At 62.0% G+C, this 22,080-nt stretch carries 2 protein-coding genes (1 of these 2 only partly in view); both read right to left on the bottom strand.

Annotated elements, in window-relative coordinates:
• On the bottom strand, positions 1-12,586 hold the 5' portion of the coding sequence (locus tag JL015_RS01080) for a non-ribosomal peptide synthetase (RefSeq protein WP_201017068.1). It extends 5,153 nt beyond the left edge of the window; the window shows 12,586 of its 17,739 coding nt (coding positions 1-12,586); its start codon is at positions 12,584-12,586; its stop codon lies beyond the left edge, outside the window.
• Positions 12,583-22,080, bottom strand: coding sequence for a non-ribosomal peptide synthetase (locus JL015_RS01075; RefSeq protein WP_201017067.1), 9,498 nt, complete (start codon positions 22,078-22,080; stop codon positions 12,583-12,585). Before JL015_RS01075 ends, JL015_RS01080 begins: the two co-directional genes overlap by 4 nt.

Raw genomic sequence — 22,080 nt, 5'->3', positions numbered from 1 at the left:
GCAGCGCTTCGCGGTCCGGCGCAGGCAAGGCGCGACGGTCGACCTTGCCGTTGGCGGTCAGTGGCCAGGCGTCCAGACGCACAAAGGCACTGGGCACCATATAGCCCGGCAAGACAGTCAACAGTTCGGCACGCAATTCGGTGACAGAAGTCGGCGTTGTATTGGCCTGCTGGATGAAATAGGCCACCAGTCGCGTCTGGCCCGGTTCGTCTTCGCGAGCCAGCACCAACGCTTCTTCGATGCCCGGCAACTGCCCCAGCTGGCTTTCGATTTCGCCCAGCTCGATACGTACGCCACGGATCTTCACCTGATCGTCGTTACGACCCAGATATTCCAGCGTGCCATCAGCATTCCAGCGCGCCAGGTCGCCGGTGCGATACATCCGCGCGCCCGGCTGCTCGCTGAATGGATCGTCGAGGAAGCGCTCGGCGGTCATTTCCGGACGGTTGAGGTAGCCACGGGCCACGCCGTCGCCTGCCACATACAGTTCACCGGCCACACCAAACGGCACCAGTTGCTGATGTTCGTCCAGCAGATAAACCTGGGTGTTGGCAATCGGCTTGCCGATATCCAGGCTGCCGTCGGGAAATAATTGACCAGACGTAGCAACAACAGTGGCCTCGGTCGGGCCGTAGTTGTTGATCACGGCAAAGCCCGGATCACGATGGAACTGACGCAGGCGGTCGCCACCGATCAGCAAGGTACGCAGGGTCGGGTGACGCAACTCACGACTGAAAGCGTATTCAGCCACGGGCGTCGACAGGAACGACACTTGCAGCGGCTGAGCCAGCCACCAGTCCAGCAGCGAATCCAGCTGTTCGTTGCTTACATCGGCAGGTGGCACATGCAAGGTCGCACCGGCACACAACGCCGGCCAGACTTCCCAGGCCATGGCATCGAAGCCAAAACCGGCGACGCTGGCGGTGTGGCTGCCGGCGCGCAGGTCGAAAGCTTCGCAATGCCAGTGAACCAGATTGCTCAAGGTGCGGTGCTCGACCATCACGCCTTTCGGCTGGCCGGTGGAACCTGAGGTGTAGATCACGTAAGCCAGATTGGCGTCCGTCAGGCCTGGCACCAGCGGATTGCTTTGCTGATCGGCCCAGTCTGGACGATCAAGGGCAATGACCGGCACAGACAATGGCGGCAGGCCTGCCAGCAAACTGTGCTGAGTCAGCACCGCTACTGGCGCGCTGTCGCTCAACAGGTAGGCGATACGCTCGTCCGGGTGCGCTGGGTCCACCGGCACATAACCCGCGCCCGACTTGAGCACGGCCAGCAGACCGACCAGTGTTTCCAGACCACGACGAGCGACCACGGCCACACGATCATCCGGGCGTACGCCGAGGCTGATCAGGTGATGGGCCAGGGCATTGGCCTTGCTGTTCAGCTCGCTGTAGCTCAGGTGCTGATCGCCCACTTGCGAAGCGATGGCGTCTGGTTGCTGAACGGCCCGGGCTTCGATCAAGCCATGAATGGTCTGACCTTGCGGGACCTCCAGACCTGTAGCGTTGAGTTCTTCCAGCAAGTATTGACGCTCTTGCTCGCCCACCAGCGCGACCTGATCCAGCACCGCCTGTTCGTTGGCTACCAGCGCTTGCAGCAGTTGCTCGAAGTAATGAACGTAACGACCCACGGTGGCTTCGTCGAACAGCGCCAGCGCGTAGTCCAGCGTACCGACCAGTGTTTCGCCCTGCTCGCCCAGGTTCAGCGATAGGTCGAACTTGGACACCTGGCTGGCCTGCTCGACCGGCGAGACGATCAGCCCGTCCATTGGCGGAACCGAACCTTCGCCTGCCAGCCAGTTCAAGGTGGTCTGGAACAGTGGTGCGTGAGCCAGGCTGCGTTCCGGCCGCACGATTTCCACCACCTGCTCGAATGGCAGGTCCTGGTGATCCTGGGCTTCCAGAACACGTTTCTTGACCTGTGCCAGCAAGGCTTTGCCAGTCGGTGCGCCCGAGGTGTCGATACGCACGGCCAGGGTGTTGACGAACAAGCCGACCAGCCCTTCCAGTTCGGCGCGACCACGGCCTGCCATCGGGCTGCCGATCACCACATCGTTCTGTCCGGACAGGCGCGCCAGCAGCGTCGCCCATGCTGTCATCAGCGTCATGTACAACGTTACGCCCTGACGCTGGGCCAGATTCCGCAGGCCGCTGCTCAGGTTTGCATCCAGATGCACCGCAAGGCTACCGCCCGTGAAATCCTGTTGCGCCGGACGTGGACGGTCAGTTGGCAACATCAACAGCGTCGGTGCGCCGCCCAGTGCTTCACGCCAGTAGGTGGACTGCTGTTGCAGACGCTCGCCCGTCAGCCATTGACGCTGCCAGACGGCATAGTCGGCGTACTGGATCGCCAGTGCCGGCAAAGGATCAGCCTCACCCACACGCAAGGCCGGGTACAAGGCCAGCAGTTCGCGGGTCAGCACGCCCATGGACCAGCCGTCGGCGACGATATGGTGCACGGTCAGCAACAACACGTGATTATCGTCGGCCACCTGCAACAGGCGACCACGGATCACCGGGCCACGGGTCAGGTCGAAAGGTGCCGCAGCTTCTGTGCGAACCCGCTCAGCCAAAGCTTCAGGGTTATGGCGCAGGTCTTCCAGCGGCAGCACGACTTCACCGGACACTGGCGCAAACAGCACTTCTGCACCGTCTTCCAGAGCGATAAAGCGGCTGCGCAAGGTTTCGTGACGTTCGATGACACGAGCCAGGGCACGGGACAGCGCAGGTACATCAAGAGCGCCTTGCAGGCTCAGGGCCATGGGGATGTTGTACGCCTCGTTGCCACCTTCCATCTGCGCCAGGAACCACAGGCGCTGCTGGGCAAAGGACAACGGCAGCGACTGGTCACGAGCCGCCGGCAGAATCTGCGTCTGCTCGCTACGCCCGATGCCAGACACAGCCGCTGCCACGGCAGCCAGTTCGCCCAGGGCAAAGAGTTCACCCAATGGCAACTCGACCCCCAATTGCTGACGAACCTGGGAAACCATGCGCATGGCCAACAGGGAATGCCCGCCGAGATCGAAGAAGTGATCGTGGCGACCCACTTGCTCAACCTGCAGCACGTCGGCCCAGATCTGTGCCAGAGCGATTTCGATCTCGCCTTGCGGCGCTTCGTAGGTCTGGCCGAACAGCGCCGAACGATCCGGCTTGGGCAGCGCACGGCTATCGAGCTTGCCGTTGGCGGTCAACGGCAGGGTTTCCAGCTCGACGAACGCGGCGGGAACCATGTATTCCGGCAGGTTGGCCTGCAAGGCCGCACGCATCTGCTCGGACGTGAGGGCTTCGACGTCCTGATGCTGGGTGAAGTAGGCAACCAGACGCACACGTCCCGGCTCGTCTTCACGGGCCAGTACCACGGCGTCACGGACACTGGGCAGTTCGTGGAGACGGCTGACGATTTCGCCCAGCTCGATACGGAAGCCACGGATCTTGACCTGATCGTCGTTACGGCCCAGGCATTCCAGCTGGCCATCTTCCAGCCAGCGACCCAGGTCGCCGGTACGGTACATCGTGGCACCCGGCTCATCGCTAAACGGGTCGGTGAGGAATTTCTCGGCCGTCAGGTCCGGACGGTTCAGGTAACCCTGCGCCACGCCGTCGCCGCCAATGTACAGCTCGCCGATAACACCCTGCGGCACCAGGCGCTGATGGGCATCCAGCACATAGATGCTGGTATTGCCGATAGGTCGGCCAATCGATACCGACTCGGCACCTTCGGCCACTTCACGCACTTCGTTGGTGGTCGCAAAGGTGGTGGTTTCGGTCGGGCCATAGCCGTTCACCAGACGCAAGCCCGGCGCATGTTCCAACATGGCGCGGAAGCTGGCCGGATCGGCACGCTCGCCGCCGGACATCAGGTAGCGCAGGCCCTTGAGTGCTTCGGGGATCAGTTGCACATACTGGTTGAACAGCGCGGTGGTGAGGAACAGCACGCTGACATTGCGCAAGGCATCGCTGAGGCGTGCCGGGTCGATCAGGGTCTGGTGGTCGATGACCAGCAATTGCCCGCCATTGAGCAAGGCGCCCCAGACTTCCATGGTGCTGGCATCGAACGCAGGGTTGGAGGCGAAGGCCACCCGGTCCTGTTCGTTGAAGTCGGCGAAGCCATTGTTCAACACCAGACGGGCAATACCGCGGTGCAGCACGCACACGCCTTTCGGTGCACCCGTGGAACCGGAGGTGTACATGACGTACGCCACGCTGTTGGAGTTCTGCACCAGAGCCGGATCATGGGCTGGCTGATCGTCCAGAACGAGCTTATCCAGATCGATGCGCGGAGTGGCAGAGTCAATCGAAGCCGCACTTTGGGCCAGCACGAATACAGCCTTGCAGTCCTCGATCATGTAGACCTGACGCTCGGCGGGTGCATTGATGTCCAGCGGCACATAGGTCGCAGCACATTTGCCGATGGCCAGTTGGCCGACCAGCAGTTCAATGGAGCGTGGCAGCAGGATCGCCACATGATCATTCGGCTTGACGCCCTGCCCGATCAGGTAATGAGCCAGGCGGTTGGCGCGCTCGTTCAGTTCTCCATAGCTCAGCGAGAGGCTGCCATGTACGGCGGCCACGGCTTGCGGATGAGCGGCCGCACGCTGCTCGAACAGACGATGCACCGGCAACTCGCGTGGGTAATCGCGACGGGTGATATTGAAGCCGACCAGCAGGCGCTGACGCTCTGCCGCTGGCAGCACCGATAACTGCTGCATGCCGTTTTCAGGCTGCTGCTCCAGCGCCTCGACCAGATTGGCCACGGCTTCCTGGAGGTAACCGCAGACTCGCTGGGCATCGATGCCCTGTGCCGCCTGGGCGGTCAGGCTGAAGGTTTCGCCCAGATCGTCGATGCTCAGGGTCAACGGATAGTTGCTGCGCTCTTCGGCATTCAGCACGTCGATGCCTTGCCAGGCAGTGCTGGCCGCTTCGTCTCTGACCTGAGGTGCCGCACTGTGGCGGTAATTGAGCAGCGTACTGAACAATGGTGCGCCAGCCGGCAAGGCACTGCAACGCTGGGCAAGGGCCAGTTGTGCATGCTCGTGGGCAAGCAAGCCGGTCAAGCGGCGATGGGTATCCAGTACCGCATCGCGTACAGGCTGGCTGCCCAGATCGATACGCAGTGGCAAGGTGTTGATGAAGACACCAAGAGCACGTTCCACGCCCTCACCGCCTTGCAGACGCCCGAGCAATACCGTGCCGAACACTACGCTGTCGCGACCGGACAACTGGCCCAGCACCTGAGCCCAGGCAAGGTGCATCAGGCTTGCGGCACTGACACCCAGTTGTCGGGCCTGATCGCGGACCTTGCCGCACAAGACGACGTCCAGTGGCAGTCGCGCTTCGCTGAGTTCGCCCTCGCCAGCCGCTACAGGCAGACCGTAAGGCAAGGTCGGCTCATCGATATCGCCCAGTTGTTCGCGGAAGAAGGTTTCATGGGCGTCATCGCCAGGACCTTGCAGAACCTGAGCGACGTAGTTGCGATACGGCACAGGAGCCGCCAGTTGTGCTTCTTCATCGAGGAGCATGGCCTGCAATTCGTGGCCCAGCACTTCAAGGGCCACGTGGTCCATGACCACGTGATGGAAGCGTAATACAGCAGAGATTCGCTGGGTGGCCGGATCAACGGCATGCACCAGATGCAGCAGCGGTGCCTGGGTCAGGTCCATGCGTGGCGCATTCGCCAGGTCTTGCAGTGCAATCTCTTCGACCTTCAGACGAGCCTGGCGCCAGACGACTTGCACCGGTGCCTGCAAGCCTTCCCAGAGCAGTGCCGTGCGCAGGATGTCGTTACGCTCGATGACCCGCTGCAATGCATTGCTGAACGCTTCGAGGCGTGATTCGTCAGCAAAGGCGAACTGCGGTTGCAGCAAATACGGATCGTTGTCGCCTGCTGCCAGGTGATGGTAAAGAATCCCCGCCTGCAACGGCCCCAGCGGGTAGATGTCCTGCACGTTGGCTGCGCCGCCGGGAACGCTGGCGACGATACGGTCGATGGCGTCCTGCTCCAGTGCTACCAGAGGCAGCAGATCCGGGGTGATGTGCTGGCAATCTGCACCAATCCGGTTGGCTGGCACTTGCAGTTCGCTGCCGATGCTGTTGTCGGCGGAGTTGGCCAGCGCAGCCAGGGTCGGCTGGGCGAACAACACGCGGATATCGGCGGTCATGCCCAGACGGCGCATGCGGGCAATCAGGGTCACGGCCAGCAACGAATGCCCGCCCAGTTCAAAGAAGTTGTCCTGACGACCGACTGTTTCCACGTGCAGCAACTCGGCCCAGAGTGCGGCCAGCTGTGTTTCTGTCTCGCCCTGCGGTGCTTCGTAGTTGCGGCTCAACACCGCCTGCGCGCCCGGCTCCGGCAAGGCTGCGCGGTCGAGCTTGCCGTTGGGGCTCAGGGGCAAGGTTGGCAGCGCGACATAGGCCGAAGGCACCATGTAGTCCGGCAACCCGGCCAGCACGTATTCACGCAGGACTTCGATGCTCGGCGTTTCCTGGCCTTCATGGCAACTGAACCAGGCCACCAAACGTTCGTTATGCAGCAGGACTGCCGCTTCGCGAATGGCCGGATGGGTGGCCAGTCGTGCTTCGATTTCGCCCAGTTCGATACGCAGTCCATGCAGTTTGACCTGGAAGTCATTACGGCCCAGGAACTCCAGAGTACCGTCGGCACGCTGACGCACCAGGTCGCCACTGCGATACAGGCGGTCACCTGCAACGAACGGGCTGTCGATGAAACGCTCGGCCTGCATGTGCGGCAGGTTCAGGTAGCCTCGGGCCACACCGGCACCGCCGATGTGCAACTCGCCCACCACGCCTTGCGGTACAGGCTGATCGTAGGCATCCAGTACATACAGTCGGGTGTTGCTGACAGGACGGCCGATAGGCAATGCGCTGTCTGGCACTGCATCCTGAGGTTCCAGGGTCCAGACGCTGCAATCCACCGTGGTTTCGGTCGGACCATAAACGTTGTGCAGGCGTGCGCCTGGCAGACGCTGGCGTACCTGACGGGCCAGCGCCTCGGTCAGCTCACCACCGCCACAGACGATATCGGTCAGGGAGCCGCACTGGCTGCTTTCTTCCAGTTCCAGGAATTGCTGGAGCAAAGCCGGTACGAACTGCACCACGCTGACCTGTCGTTCGATGATCAACTGCGCCAGATAGGCAGGATCGCGATGTCCGTCCGGACGCGCCAGTACCAGGCGAAGGCCGGCACACAGCGGCCAGAACAGTTCCCATACCGAAGCGTCGAAACTGACTGGCGTCTTGTGCAACAGAGCGCCTTGGGAAGTCGGCACAAACAACTGCGAACTCCATTGCACCAGGTTGCACAAGCCACGGTGTTCGACCATCACGCCTTTTGGCGTGCCGGTGGAGCCGGAGGTGTAGATCACGTAAGCCAGATGGTCTGCGCTCAGGCCAGGCACCACCGGGTTTTCAGCGGATTGTGCCGCCCAGGTGCCGACGTCCAGGTTCAACAGTTGCAGCGCGCTATCGGCGAAGCGGTCCTGAGTCCTGGCATCCACCAGCAGGGTCAGCGCTGCGCTGTCCCCCAGCATGTAGGCCAGACGCTCGGTCGGGTAACCTGGGTCCAGCGGCACGTAGGCACCACCCGCCTTGAGTACAGCCAGCAAACCGACAAGCAGGTTCGGGCCGCGTTCCAGGCACACCGCCACACGATCGTCGGCCTGCACGCCTTGATCGATAAGGTGATGTGCCAGACGGTTGGCGGCCTCGTTGAGCTGGCGATAACTCAGCTGAACACCTTCGCTTTCCAGAGCAATGGCATCCGGAGTGCGCAGTACCTGAGCCTCGAACAACGCCTGCACAGGCTGGTCGAGGACAAAGCTCTGCTCGCTGGCGTTGAAATCCACCAGCAAACGGCGGCGCTCCTGCGCGCCCAGCAGTTCTACCTGCGCCGGAACAGACTGGTCGCTGCCGACCATGCTCCACAGCAAGGGCTCAAGATAGGACACATAACGCTCGGCAGTGGCTGCATCGAACAGCGCCGTTGCGTAATCCAGAGCACCGGCAAAGCCTTCCTCGGTCTCGCCCATGCTCAAGGTCAGGTCGAACTTGGCGAAGGTCGGTTGATCGCCCAGCGGCTCCAGGCGCAAATCACCCAGATGAAGCTCCAGACCCTGACTGCCGTCCCAGGCCAGCGAAGTCTGGAACAACGGGCTATGGGCCAGGCTGCGTGGCGGCCGCAAGCGCTCTACAACCTGCTCGAATGGCAGGTCTTGATGCTCCTGGGCTTCCAGTACACGAGTCTTGATGCGTGCCAGCAGTTCAGTGACATCCGGCTCACCCGAGGTGTCGACACGCACGGCCAGAGTGTTGACGAACAGGCCGATCAAACCCTCGACTTCGGCGCGGCGGCGGTTGGCAACCGGCGTACCGATCACCACCTCGTCCTGACCGGACAGGCGCGCCAGCAGCACGGACCAGGCTCCCATGAACAGCATGAACGGCGTTACACCATGGCGCTGGCAGAAGGCTTTGATCTCGGTGCTCAGACGCGAGTTGAAGCGCACAGGAAGACTGACGCCCGTGTAGTCCTGACGTGCCGGACGAGGCCGGTCGGTCGGCAGTGTCAGCAAGACTGGCGCGCCTGAAAGCGCCTGATGCCAGTAATCGCCCTGGCTGCTCAACCTTTCGCTGTCCAGCCAGTTGCGTTGCCAGATGGCGTAATCGGCGTATTGCAAGGCCAGTGGCGGCAACGGGTCATCCAGGCCCTGATTGAACGCCTTGTATAGTGCGGTGAGTTCGCGGGTCAGAACTCCCAGCGACCAGCCGTCAGCAACGATGTGATGCACGGTCAGCAGCAACACATGGCGATCTTCGGCCAGACACAGCAGACGACCCCGGATCGGCAATTCGTGATTCAGGTCGAAAGCCTGTTCCGCCTCCTCCTTGACCACGTCCTGCAAGGCCTGATCATCCTGACCGCGCAGGTCCTGCCAGCTCAGCTCCGGAACCACGGTTGCAGGTGCAGCGTGTACCCGGGCTTCGCCTTCTTCCTGAGTGAAGCGACTGCGCAGGCTGTCGTGGCGCGCAACAATACGCTCCAGCGCACGTTTCAACGCACGGGTGTCCAGTTGCCCGGTCAGTTGCAGGCCCAACGGGATGTTATAGGCGCTGTTGGCGTCTTCCATCTGCGCCAGGAACCAGATCCGCTGCTGGGCGAAAGACAGTGGAACCGCCCCGCTGCGCGGCAGCACTTCGATAGGTGGCAGTTCGTTCTTGTCGGCATTGCCCAGGCATTGCGCCACAGCGGCCAGAGCGCTGTCGGCGAACAGGTCGCCCAGCGACAACTCCAGCGACAGGCGCTGACGCACCTGAGAAACCATACGCATCGCCAGCAGGGAGTGACCGCCCAGTTCAAAGAAACGGTCATGACGGCCGACACGCTCGACTTGCAGCAATTCGCTCCAGATCTGCGCCAGAGCGATTTCCAGCTCGCCTTCCGGCGCCTGATACTCGCCGGTGAACAGCGCATCGCGATCAGGGACAGGCAAGGCGCGGCGGTCGACCTTGCCGTTGGCCGTCAGCGGCCAGGCGTCCAGACGCACCAGCGCGCTGGGGACCATGTAGGCCGGTAACTGCTCCAGCAAGGCCGCACGCAGGTCATTCACAACCAGTGGCGTGCTGTCAGCCCGTTCGGTGAAATAGCCCACCAGTCGTGGCTGACCCGGTTCGTCTTCGCGAGCCAGCACCAACGCTTCTTCGATGCCCGGCAACTGGCCCAGCTGGCTTTCGATTTCGCCCAGCTCGATACGTACGCCACGGATCTTCACCTGATCGTCGTTACGACCCAGATATTCCAGCGTGCCATCAGCATTCCAGCGCGCAAGGTCACCCGTGCGGTACATACGCGCGCCCGGCTGCTCGCTGAATGGATCGTCGAGGAAGCGCTCGGCAGTCATTTCCGGGCGGTTCAGGTAACCACGGGCTACGCCGTCGCCTGCCACATACAACTCACCCGCCACGCCAAACGGTACCAGTTGTTGATGTTCGTCCAGCAGATAAACCTGGGTGTTGGCAATTGGCTTGCCGATATCCAGGCTGCCGTCGGGGAACAACTGACCCGAGGTGGCGACAACAGTGGCCTCGGTCGGGCCGTAGTTGTTGATCACCGCAAAGCCCGGATCACGATGGAACTGACGCAAGCGGTCGCCACCGATCAGCAAGGTGCGCAAGGTCGGGTGACGCAGGTCACGGCTGAAAGCGTACTCGGCCACTGGCGTCGACAGGAACGACACTTGCAGCGGCTGAGCCAGCCACCAGTCGAGCAACGAATCAAGCTGTTCGTTGCTTACATCGGCAGGCGGCACATGCAAGGTCGCACCGGCACACAGCGCCGGCCAGACTTCCCAGGCCATGGCGTCGAAACCAAAACCGGCAACGCTGGCAGTATGGCTGCCGGCTTGCAGATCAAAGGCTTCGCAATGCCAATGCACCAGATTGCTCAGGGTGCGGTGTTCAACCATCACGCCTTTTGGCTGACCCGTCGAACCTGAGGTGTAGATGACGTAAGCCAGATTGGCAGCAGTGAGGCCTTGCACCAGCGGATTGTCTTGCTGATCGGCCCAGTCTGGACGATCAAGAGCAATGACCGGCACAGACAATGGCGGCAAGCCTGCCAGCAAACCGTGCTGAGTCAGCACCGCTACTGGCGCGCTGTCGCTCAATAGATAAGCGATACGCTCGTCCGGGTGCGCCGGGTCCACCGGCACATAACCCGCGCCCGCCTTGAGCACGGCCAGCAGACCGACCAGTGTTTCCAGCCCGCGACGAGCGACCACGGCCACACGATCATCCGGGCGAACACCTTGGCTGATCAGGTGATGAGCCAAGGCATTGGCCTTGCTGTTCAGTTCGCTGTAGCTCAGGTGCTGATCGCCCACTTGCGAAGCGATGGCATCTGGTTGATCGAGGGCCTGACGCTCGATGCGCTGGTGGATCGTCAGCGCTGTTTCCTTGTCGAGATGATAGGCATTGAAACTTTCCAGCAGCCGCTTGCGCTCATCGGCAGGCAGAATTTCCACACGCTCGACCGGCGTCTGCGGCGCCTGTTCCAGAGCCTCCAGCAAATGCTCCATGGCACGTTCAAGATAAGCACAGGTGCGCTGCGGGTCGATGCCGGTCGTGGTTTGCGCGGTGAAGCTGAAGGCGTCGCCCAGATCGTCGACGCTCACCACCAGCGGATAGTTGCTGCGCTCCTCTGCATGCAGGACTTCGATGCCCTGCCAGGTTTCGCCTGTGGTCTGTGCCGAGCTGTGTCGATAATTGAGCAAGGCATTGAACAGTGGCGTCGGCGCGGCCACGCCGCTGCAACGCTGGGCCAGAGCCAGCGGCGCATGTTCGTGGCGCATCAGGGTGGTCAGGCGCTGATGGGTGGCCTTGACCGCTGTGCGAACGTCCTGCGCATCCAGATTGATACGGATCGGCAAGGTGTTGATGAAGATACCCAAAGCACGTTCGGTCGCCTCGGCGCCAAGAAGGCGGCCCATGAGTACGGTGCCGAATACCACGCGCTGGCGGCCGGTCAGGCCTGACAGCACCCGCGCCCAGCCCAGGTGAAACAGGCTGGCGACGCTGATGCCCAGAGTACGCGCCTGAGTGCGCAGGCGGCGGCAGAGTTCGAGGTCCAGAGACAGGGTGTATTCGGTGATGTCGCCACCGTCGCCGCTGAGGTCCTGCAGGTCATAGGCCAGAGTCGGCTCATCGAGGTCGCCCAGCATCTCGCGGAAGAACGTCTCGTGTTCTTTCTCGCTGACGCCCAACAGGGCCTGACCCACATAGTTGCGGAACGGAACCGGCGTACCCAGCAAACCAGCCTGGCCACTCAGGCAGGCCTGAATTTCATGGCGCACCACTTCCAGAGCGCTGTGGTCCATGGCGATGTGATGGAACTGCAAGGCTGCCTTCACGCCCTGAGCGTGGTCGGCTTCGTCGTAGACCAGACGAATCAACGGCGCCTGGCCAAGATCCATGATGGCCTGGGCTTGCGCCGACAAGGCACCGACCTTGAGTTGGGCACTGCGCCAGACAACCTGCACCGGGGTTTCCAGCCCGTCCCAATGGACTGACGTACGCAAAATGTCGTGACGTTCGATCACTGTTTGCAGCGCCAGAGCGAATGCGTCCAGACGAGCGCGGTCGGCAAAGGCGAATTCCACGTGCATCACATAAGGGTCGCCGTGGCTGGCCGTGACGTGGTGATACAGAATGCCCTGCTGCAAGGGAGCCAGCGGGTAGATGTCTTGCACATTGGCCGCGCCGCCAGGGACGTGCGCGACCAGACTGTCGATAGTGTCCTGATCCAGTGACACCAGGGTCAGCATTTCAGGTGTGATACGGGTGCAACCGGCTGGAATGCCGTTTTCCGGCAAGCTCGGAGCACCGCGTTTTGTTGCCAGATACTCGCCCTGTTCGATCAGCTCGATCAATGCCGGCTTGTGTTCGCGCAGGTGCTCCACCAGGCCCTTGTCGGTCAGTGCACGGCGATTGCCCTGCACCACCAGTTGTCCATCCTTGACCGACAGATTGATGTCATTGGCCTTCAGTGTCGCCAGGAGTTCGTTGATGCTCACAGGATAATCTCCATGCTCTCTGTGATGGCTGCATAGCCGGCCAGCGTAGGTTGTTCGAACAACGCCCGGACATCGGCTTCAATGCCTTCCTGCCTCAGACGCGCGGTCAGACTGACCGCCAGGAGCGAGTGACCGCCCAGTTCAAAGAAGTTGTCGTGTCGCCCCACCCGCTCGACGCCGAGCAGTTCGGCCCAGAGCTCGGCCAGCAGGACTTCGGTTTCGCCCTCCGGCGCTTCGTAGGGGCGGGTCATTACTGCATCGGCACCCGGCGCAGGCAAGGCCTTCTGGTCCACTTTGCCGTTAGGGGTCAGAGGGAATGCATCCAGATGTACATAGAGCGCAGGCACCATGTAATCCGGCAATTGCGCACGCAGCACTTCGCGCAGGGTTTCCACCGGCAGCAGCGTGCCGGTGTAATAAGCCACCAGTCGCTGACCGCCCGGTTGCTCGTCGCGAGCCAGCACCACGGCCTGTTGAATGCCCGGATAACGGGTCAGGCACGCCTGGATTTCACCCAGTTCGATACGCAGGCCATACAGCTTGACCTGATCGTCGTTACGACCCAGGAAGTCGAGGTTGCCGTCCGCACGCTGGGACACCAGGTCGCCGGTGCGATACAGGCGGTCGCCGGCCACGAACGGGCTGTCGATGAAACGCTCGGCCTGGAACTGCGGCAGGTTCAGGTAACCACGGGTGACGCCTGAGCCACCGATGTGCAACTGACCGATCACGCCCTGTGGAACCAGTTGGTCGTATTCGTCCAATACATACATGCGGGTGTTGCTGATCGGTCGCCCGATCGGCAAGGCGCTGTCCGGTACAGGCTCGTGCGGCTCAAGGGTCCAGGCGCTGGAATCCACCGTGGTCTCGGTCGGGCCATAGACGTTGTGCAGACGCGCCCACGGCAGGCGTTGGCGTACACGCTCGGCCAGAGCGATGGTCAGTTCGCCACCGCCGCAGACGATGTCGGTCAGTGAAGTGCACTGGCTGATTTCTTCCAGTTCAAGGAACTGCTGAAGCAAGGCCGGTACGAATTGGACCACGCTGGCCTTCTGATCGCGGATCAAGCGCATCAGGTAAGCCGGATCGCGATGGCCATCAGGACGCGCCAGTACCAGCGGCAAGCCGGCGCACAGCGGCCAGAACAGTTCCCATACCGAAGCATCGAAGCTGATGGGCGTCTTGTGCAGCAGCGCCGTCTCGGGTTTCAACGGAATAACCTGCGAACTCCAGTGAACCAGGTTACCCACGCTGCGGTGCTCGACCATCACACCCTTCGGCGTACCGGTGGAACCGGAGGTGTAGATCACATAGGCCAGGTGGTCCGGGTTCATGCCGACAATTTGCGGATTGTCGATGCTCTGGGCACCCCAGATGTTGTTGTCGAGGTCGACACGCAACGTACGCTCTTCGTCCAGCAGCTTGCGGGTGGCAGTCTGGACCAGTACCACGGCCGGCGAGCTGTCTTCGAGCATGTAATGAATGCGCTCACGCGGATAGCTCGGGTCCAGCGGCACATAGGCGGCACCGGTCTTGAGGATGGCCAGCAGACCAACCACCATGGATACGCCACGTTCAAGACAGATGGCTACTCGATCATCGGTTTTCACACCCAGGCTGATCAGGTGGTGCGCCAGGCGGTTGGCTTGTTCGTTGAGCGCCTGATAGCTCAGTTGTACGCCTTCGCCACGCAGCGCAATGGCCTGTGGTTTGCGGACAACCTGGCTCTCGAACAGACCGTGAAGGGTATGCTCCAGATCGTAGTCGACCTCAGTCTGGTTGAAGTCGACCACCAGACGCTGACGCTCCTCGGCGTCCAGTACCGACAGGTGTTGCAATGGCAGATCAGGCTGAGACTCAAGGGCCTCGACCACACCGGTCAATGCCTGCTGCACGTAGCCGCAGATACGGCGGGCACCCACGTCAGGCGTGACAGTGACCGACAGACGCAGGCTGTCGCCCAGGTCGTCGACGTTGAGGCTCAACGGATAGTTGGTGTTTTTCTCGCTGGCCAGGATTTCCAGGCCGCGCCACGCTTCGCGCTGGGCATCCTGTTTAGCCTGACCGGCGCTATGGCGGTAGTTGAGAATCGCGCTGAACAGCGGCAATGGCGCAGCAACACCGCTCCAGCGCTGGGCCTGAGCCAGGGAAGCGTGCTCATGCCCCAGCAATGCGGCAAGACGGGCGTGAGTGTCACGCGCCCCTTCACTCACGCCGATATCGGCCAGATCGATCCGCAACGGCAAGGTATTGATGAACATGCCCATGCCACGGTCGGCACCGGCACCGCCTTGCAGACGACCGAGCAGCACAGTGCCGAACACCACACGGTCCTTGCCCGTAGCGGTGGCCAGCACCCGGCCCCAGGCCAGGTGGAACAGGCTGGCGACGCTGACGCCCATCTGCCGGGCCTGATTGCGCAGGCGCAGGGTCAGATCATCGGGCAGTGTCTGTTGAGCTTCTTCGATGGAGCTGCCATCACCTTGAACATCGTGCAGGCCGAACGGCAGGGTCGGCTCGTCGATATCGCCCAGTTGCCCGCGGAAATACGCTTCGTGCTCCGCTTCGCTGACACCCAGGCGCGCCTGGGCCACATAGTTGCGGTACGGCACCGAAGGCTCGGCGGGTTGTGGCTCGCCGCGCAGATGGGCAAGAATTTCCTCGCGCATCACTTGCAAGGCCGTGGCATCGACCACGATGTGATGGAACAACAGCGTGGCCTGCAAACGCGAGCTGGCCGGGTCGTGGCTGTAGACCAGACGGATCAGCGGGGCCTGACTGAGGTCGATCCGTGCCGAGCTGTCCTGGGTTTCGATCTGCGCCAGAGGCACTTCATCGACCGGCAGATCGGCATGACGCCAGACCACCTGCTGCGGCACCTCCAGCCCTTCCCAGACAATCGCGGTACGCAGGCTGTCGTGACGGGCAATGACCTTGCGCAGGCCATCGGCAACTGTCTGCAGGCGTTCCAGACTGTCAAAGCTGATGCGCAATTGCAGCAAGTAGGGATCGCCCTGATCGGCGGTCAGGTAGTGATAGAGAATGCCTTCCTGCAACGGTGCCAGCGGGTAGATTTCCTGCACGTTGGCAGCACCACCGGGAACGGTTTCGACAATGCGGTCGATGGTCGGCTGATCCAGACGCGACAGGCTCAGCATGTCCGGCGTGATTCGTGTGGCGCCTGCCGGTACCAGATTGGCCGGTACAGTGATTTCGCGGCCATTGCCAACCGAAGCTGCCAATGCGGCCACAGTCGGCTGGCCCAGCAAGACACGCACATCGGCACTCAGACCGGCGTTGCGCATGCGCTCCACCAGGCTGACCGCCAGCAATGAATGGCCGCCCAGTTCAAAGAAGTTATCGTGACGCCCTACCCGGTCGACACCCAGCACCTGGGCCCAGAGTTCGGCAATCGCGACTTCCACTTCGCCTTGCGGCGCTTCGTAGGCCTTTGCAGCCAGATCGGCATGGTCCGGGTCTGGCAGAGCACGGCGGTCGAGCTTGCCGTGGCTGGTCAGTGGCAAGGCTTCCAGCCGTATAAAGGCCAGCGGCACCATGTAGCCAGGCAGACTGGCCTGCAAGGCCTGACGCAGTGCGTCCGTCTCCACCGGTGAGGTTTCGGTGAACCACGCCAGCAGACGCTCACCGCGCACCAGGACCACAGAATCTTTCACGCCTGGCTGAGCAGCAAGAACCGCTTCGATCTCACCCAGCTCGATGCGCATGCCGCGAATCTTCACCTGATCGTCGTTGCGGCCCAGGTAGTCCAGAGTGCCGTTGGCATTCCAGCGCACCAGGTCACCACTGCGATACATGCGGGCATGGGCCGCGTCGCTGAACGGGTCGGCGATAAAGCGCTCTTCGGTCAGGTCAGGCCGGTTCAGGTAGCCACGGGCAACGCCCGAACCACCGATGTAAAGCTCGCCGCTCACGCCCACCGGCACTGGCTGAAGCTGTTCATCCAGCACATAAATGCTGGTATTGGAGATCGGGCCGCCGATGTGCAGCGACTCGCCCACCCGTACCTGACCCGAAGTGGCAACCACGGTGGTTTCGGTCGGGCCGTAGTTGTTGATCACGGCGAAACCCGGATCGCGGTCGAACTGACGCAGGCGGTCGCCACCAATCAGCAAGGTGCGCAGGGTCTGGTGCTGACGGGGACGGCGGAAAGCCTGCTCGGCCACAGGAGTCGGCAGGAAGCCCACTTGCAGCGGTTGCTCCAGCCACCAGTCGAGCAGTTCATCCACATGCTCGTTGCCGACATGAGCCGGTGGCAGGTGCAGCACGGCACCGACACAGAGCGCAGGCCAGATTTCCCAGACCATGGCGTCGAAGCCGAAACCGGCAACGCTGGCGGTATGGCTGCCTGCATTCAGGTTGAAGGCCTGGCAATGCCAGTGAACCAGGTTGTTCAAGGTGCGGTGCTCGACCATCACGCCTTTGGGCTGCCCGGTTGAGCCAGAGGTATAGATCACGTAGGCCAGGTTTGCATCGCTCAGCCCCACCACTTGCGGGTTGTTGCGGAACTCCTGATCCCAGGCGCCCTGGCCCAGATCCACTTGCGCGACCTCACCCACCAGATCACGTGTCGAAGCATCGACCAGTACCACTCGTGGCGCGCTGTCTTCCAGCAGGTAGCTGATGCGCTCGGCAGGGTAAGCCGGGTCAACCGGCACATAGGCGGCACCGGCCTTGAGAATGGCCAGCAGACCGACCAAACGATCGGGGCTGCGGCGCAGGCACAGGGCGACACGCTCGTCCGGCTTCACGCCAAGCCCGATCAGATGATGGGCCAGGCTGTTGGCGCGACGGTTGAGTTCGGCGTAGCTCAAGACTTCATCACCCTGAACCACGGCAGGCGCGTCCGGCCTGTTGAAGGCCTGAGCTTCAACCAGTGCATGCACGGTCAGGCCTTGCGGGAAGTCTTGCGCGCTGGCATTGAAGTCGACCAGCAGTTTGCGACGCTCCTCGCTCTCAAGGATCGATAGCGCATCCAGCGGCACTGGCGATGCCTGCTCCAGAGCCTGAACCAGTTGCTCCACCGTGTTATGCATCCAACCGACCACGCGCTCGGCACCAATGCCTTCCAGCGCCAGCACATGCAGGTCGAAACTGTCGCCCATATCGTCGACGCTCAAGGTCAGCGGGTAGTTGCTGCGTACGTCACCGCCGAGCACGCGCACGCCCTGCCATGCACCTTCGCCGTCGAGGGGCTTCACGTTGGCGCTGTGACGGTAGTTGAGCAAGGCGCTGAACAGCGGAGAGCCCGCCGCAACGCCACTGCAACGCTGGGCAAGAACCAGCGAGGCATGTTCGTGGGCGAGCAAGGCAGACAGGCGCGAATGCACGCTCTTCAAGGCTTCGCCCGCACCCGTGGCTGTATCGACACGCAACGGCAAGGTGTTGATGAATACGCCGAGCGCCCGATCGGCGCCCTCACCGCTCTGCATGCGGCCCAGCAATACAGTGCCGAAAACCACATCGCGACGGTTGGCGAGCACACTCAGGACTCGCGCCCAGGCCAGGTGCATCAGGCTGGCGGCGCTGACGCCCTGTTGGCGAGCCTGCTCGCGCAGACGCAGGGAAAGAGCATTGTCGAGTACCAGGCGGGACTCTTCGATGCCACTGCCGTCGGTGCGCACGTCCTGCAAGCCGAAAGGCAGAGTCGGCTCTTCGATATCACCGAGCATTTCGCTGAAAAATGCCTCGTGCCGGGTGTCGTCACTGCCGATGCGCACCTGAGCCACATAGTTGCGGTAAGGCACTGGCGGTGCCATATCCGCCGACTGGCCGGATAGCAGTGCCTGCATCTCGTTGCTGACCACTTCCATCGCAGCGTTGTCCAGCACCAGATGGTGGAACAACAGGATCGCCACGACCTGGTTATTGACCGGATCATGGGCATGGACCAGACGCATCAGCGGTGCCTGGGACAGTTCCAGGCGATGGTGACGGGCGTCGAATTGCTGCTGCAGACGTTCAATGATGCTGACGTCTGTGGCCGGGGTATCGAAGCTGACCGGCTGCACTGTCAGTTCAGCCTTGCGCCAGACCACTTGCTGCGGGCTTTCCAGTCCTTCCCAGACCACGGATGTGCGCAGGATATCGTGGCGATCAATCACTTGCTGCAAAGCGCCGGCCCAGGCTTGCAAGCGATCCAGGCTGTCGAAAGCCAGACGCCATTGCAACAGATACGGGTCGCCCTGTTCGGCAGTGATGTGGTGATAAAGAATGCCTTCCTGCAAAGGCGCGAGCGGGTAGATTTCCTGCACGTTGGCGGCGCCACCTGGCACGGTGGCGACAATCCGGTCGATAGCCGACTGGTCAAGATCGGTCAGGCTCAACAGCTCTGGCGTGATCTGCGTGCAACCTTCCGGAACAAGGTTGTCCGGCACCGTAATCGCTTGTTGTTGATTGCTGTCGGCTGCCGCCAGGGCCGCAATGGTCGGCTGGGCCAGCAAGACATGCACATCGGCCTTGAGCCCGGCCTTGCGCAGGCGATCCACCAGAGTGATGGCCAGCAGCGAATGGCCGCCCAGCTCGAAGAAGTTATCATGACGCCCTACTCGCTCCACCTCCAGAACCTGCGCCCAGATGTCGGCCATGGCGACTTCGACTGCACCTACCGGCGCCTCGTAGGCCTGACCGAGCAAGGCCGCAGGATCGGGGTCCGGCAAGGCGCGGCGGTCGAGCTTGCCGTTGCTGGTCAGTGGCAAGGCTGCCAGATAAGTGAAGGCGCGAGGCACCATGTAACCCGGCAAGCGGGCACGCAAGGCCTGACGCAATGCTTCGGGGTCCACTGGCGACGCTTCGGTGAACCAGGCCAGCAGTTGCTGATCGCGCACCAGCACCACGGCGTCTTTTATACCAGGCTGACTGGCCAGAACCGCTTCGATTTCGCCCAGTTCGATACGCATGCCGCGAATCTTCACCTGATCGTCGTTGCGGCCCTGATAGTCCAGAGTGCCGTCGCTGTTCCAGCGCACCAGGTCGCCGCTGCGGTACATGCGCGCATGGGCAACGTCGCTGAACGGGTCGGCGATAAAGCGTTCCTCGGTCATTTCAGGACGGTTCAGGTAACCCCGGGCAACACCTGCGCCGCCGATGTACAGCTCACCGGTCACGCCTATTGGTACCTGCTGCAAGCGCTCATCCAGCACATAAGTACGGGTATTGGCGATTGGGCCGCCGATGTGCAGTGTTTCACCGACCAGTACCCGGCCGGAAGTGGCAACCACGGTGGTTTCAGTCGGGCCATAGTTGTTGATCACGGCGAAACCCGGATCGCGATTGAATTGACGCAGGCGGTCGCCGCCGATCAACAGGGTGCGCAGAGTCGGATGATCTTCGTTCTGGCTGAAGGCGTATTCGGCAATGGGTGTAGGCAGGAAGCTGACGTCCAGCGGCTGGGCGCGCCACCATTGCAGCAAGGCGTCGATGTCTTCGCCTCCATCCTGATTGGGAGCCACGTGCAAGGTCGCACCGGAGCACAGCGTCGGCCAGATTTCCCAGGCCATGGCATCGAAACCGAAACCGGCCAGACTGGAAGCGTGTCCGCCCTCACCCAGCGAGAAAGCCTCGCAGTGCCAGTCCACCAGATGAGAGAGCGTACGATGCTCCACCATGACCCCTTTCGGCTGGCCGGTGGAACCCGAGGTGTAGATCACATAGACCAGATTGTCGCTGCTCAGGTTGGCGATCCGCGGGTTGGCGTGGGCGCCATGGCCCCAGTCGCTACCATCCAGCTCGATCAGCGGCAGGCTCAGTACTGGCAGGCGGTCGAGCAGATTCGATTGGGTCAGCACCACCACCGGCTGGCTGTCGCTCAACAGGTAGGACAGGCGCTCGCGTGGATGCGCCGGGTCGACGGGGACATAGGCGGCACCGGCCTTGAGAATCGCCAGCATGCCCACCAACGTTTCCAGACCGCGACGGGCAACCACCGCGACACGATCATCCGGGCGCACGCCCAGTTCGATCAGGCGGTGGGCCAGGCCATTGGCCTTGCGGTTGAGCTGAGCGTAAGTCAGGTGTTGTCCCTGATGGACCGCTGCCACTGCATCCGGACGAGTCCGGGCCTGATTTTCAATGCGCTTGTGGATCAGTTTCTCGCTGCTGGACACCGCATCGGTAGCATTCCAGCGCTGTAATTTCTGGTGTTCGCCAGGCGTCAGCAGGTCAAAATCCTCGACCCGCAACTCAGGGTTCTCCAGGGCCTGCTCCAGCACCTGCAACAGACGACCGGCGATAGCCTCGGCCTCTTCTGCGTCAAACCAGGCACGGTGATAGACCAGGTGCAGCCAGGCGTTGTCATTGAAGCGGTTGGTGCGCAGATGTATGGCCAGTGGCGTCGTTTCGTAGCCATTCGAGACTTTTACCGTCTGTGCCTGAGCCTCGCCATAGCGATATTCATGATCTTCCTGCTCGTAGGATACCGAGACCTCGAACAACTGACCCCGCTCCTCGCGAGCGACACCCAGGTTGCGATTCAGCTCGCTCAGAGGGAAACGCTGGTGGCGGAAGTCGCGCTTGAGCGTGTCACGCACCTCGTTGACCAGCCCGCCGAAGCTCAACTGTTCGTCAAAGGTCATGCACACTGCGCTGACCTGAGCGAAGTGGCCCATGGTCGCCTTGAAACGTGCCCCGATGCGGTTGAGCAATGGCAGGCCGACAACCCAGTCCTTGCGCTGTGCGGTACGGGTGAAATAGACATGCAAGGCCGCCAGCAGCACATGGAACGCCGAAGATCCGTTGCTTTCGGCGAACTGCTTCATGCGTGTGTGCAGCGTCTCTGGAAAGTTCTGCACCCAGGTATGGGACGGTGCAGGGTCGGTTGCCCGGCGGTTGTGGTAGCGCGATACCAGCAGCGGTTCCGGCAGGTTGCTGTACTTTTCCAGCCAGTAGGCCTTGTCTCGCTCGTAGCGTGGCGAGTCGTGGTAACGCGCGTCTTCCTGAATGAAATCGCGGTAGTCCGGGCCGTTGAAATCAAGGCTGCTGCCTTCAGCCAGTGCGGTGTAATGCTCGCCCAGGGACTTGATCATCTGCCCGAAGCCCCAGCCATCGATAATCAGGTGATGAACTACGCTGATCATCCAGTGGTGGTCTTCCCCCAGGCGCACAAGGCAGAACCTGAACAGTGGACTGCCATCCAGCGTGCAGGGGCGCTGCATATACTCAAGGGTCAGCGCGTGTGCCGCGCTTACAGGGTCTGGCTGGTCGCTCAAATCATGCAAGGGCATCGGCACAGGCATCGATTCGGCATAGGTCTGCAACGGCAGGCCATCTGCCGAGGCTCCCGGCAGCAACACGGTGCGCATTCCCTCGTGGGATGCAACCAGATGCTCAAGAGCGCGCTGATACGTCACCGGATCCAGGGGACCGGTAAGGTTCAGGTATCCGCCGATGTTGTAGAGGGGGGAATCACCGCGGCTGATCTGGTCAAGCCAGACGTCACGTTGGGCGGCGGTCAGGGGGAAAACATCGGCGGCAGACAT

The sequence above is a fragment of the Pseudomonas cichorii genome, from assembly GCF_015471405.1.
Classification (GTDB): Bacteria; Pseudomonadota; Gammaproteobacteria; order Pseudomonadales; family Pseudomonadaceae; genus Aquipseudomonas; species Aquipseudomonas serbiensis.
The sequence above is the reverse complement of the archived record's forward strand: the minus strand, read 5'-3'. Positions and strand labels throughout refer to the sequence as shown.

What these genes read in the sequence shown, in the direction of transcription:
- JL015_RS01075 (WP_201017067.1), bottom strand. Translation starts at nt 22,080, where the DNA reads ATGTCTGCCGCCGATGTTTTCCCCCTGACCGCCGCCCAACGTGACGTC.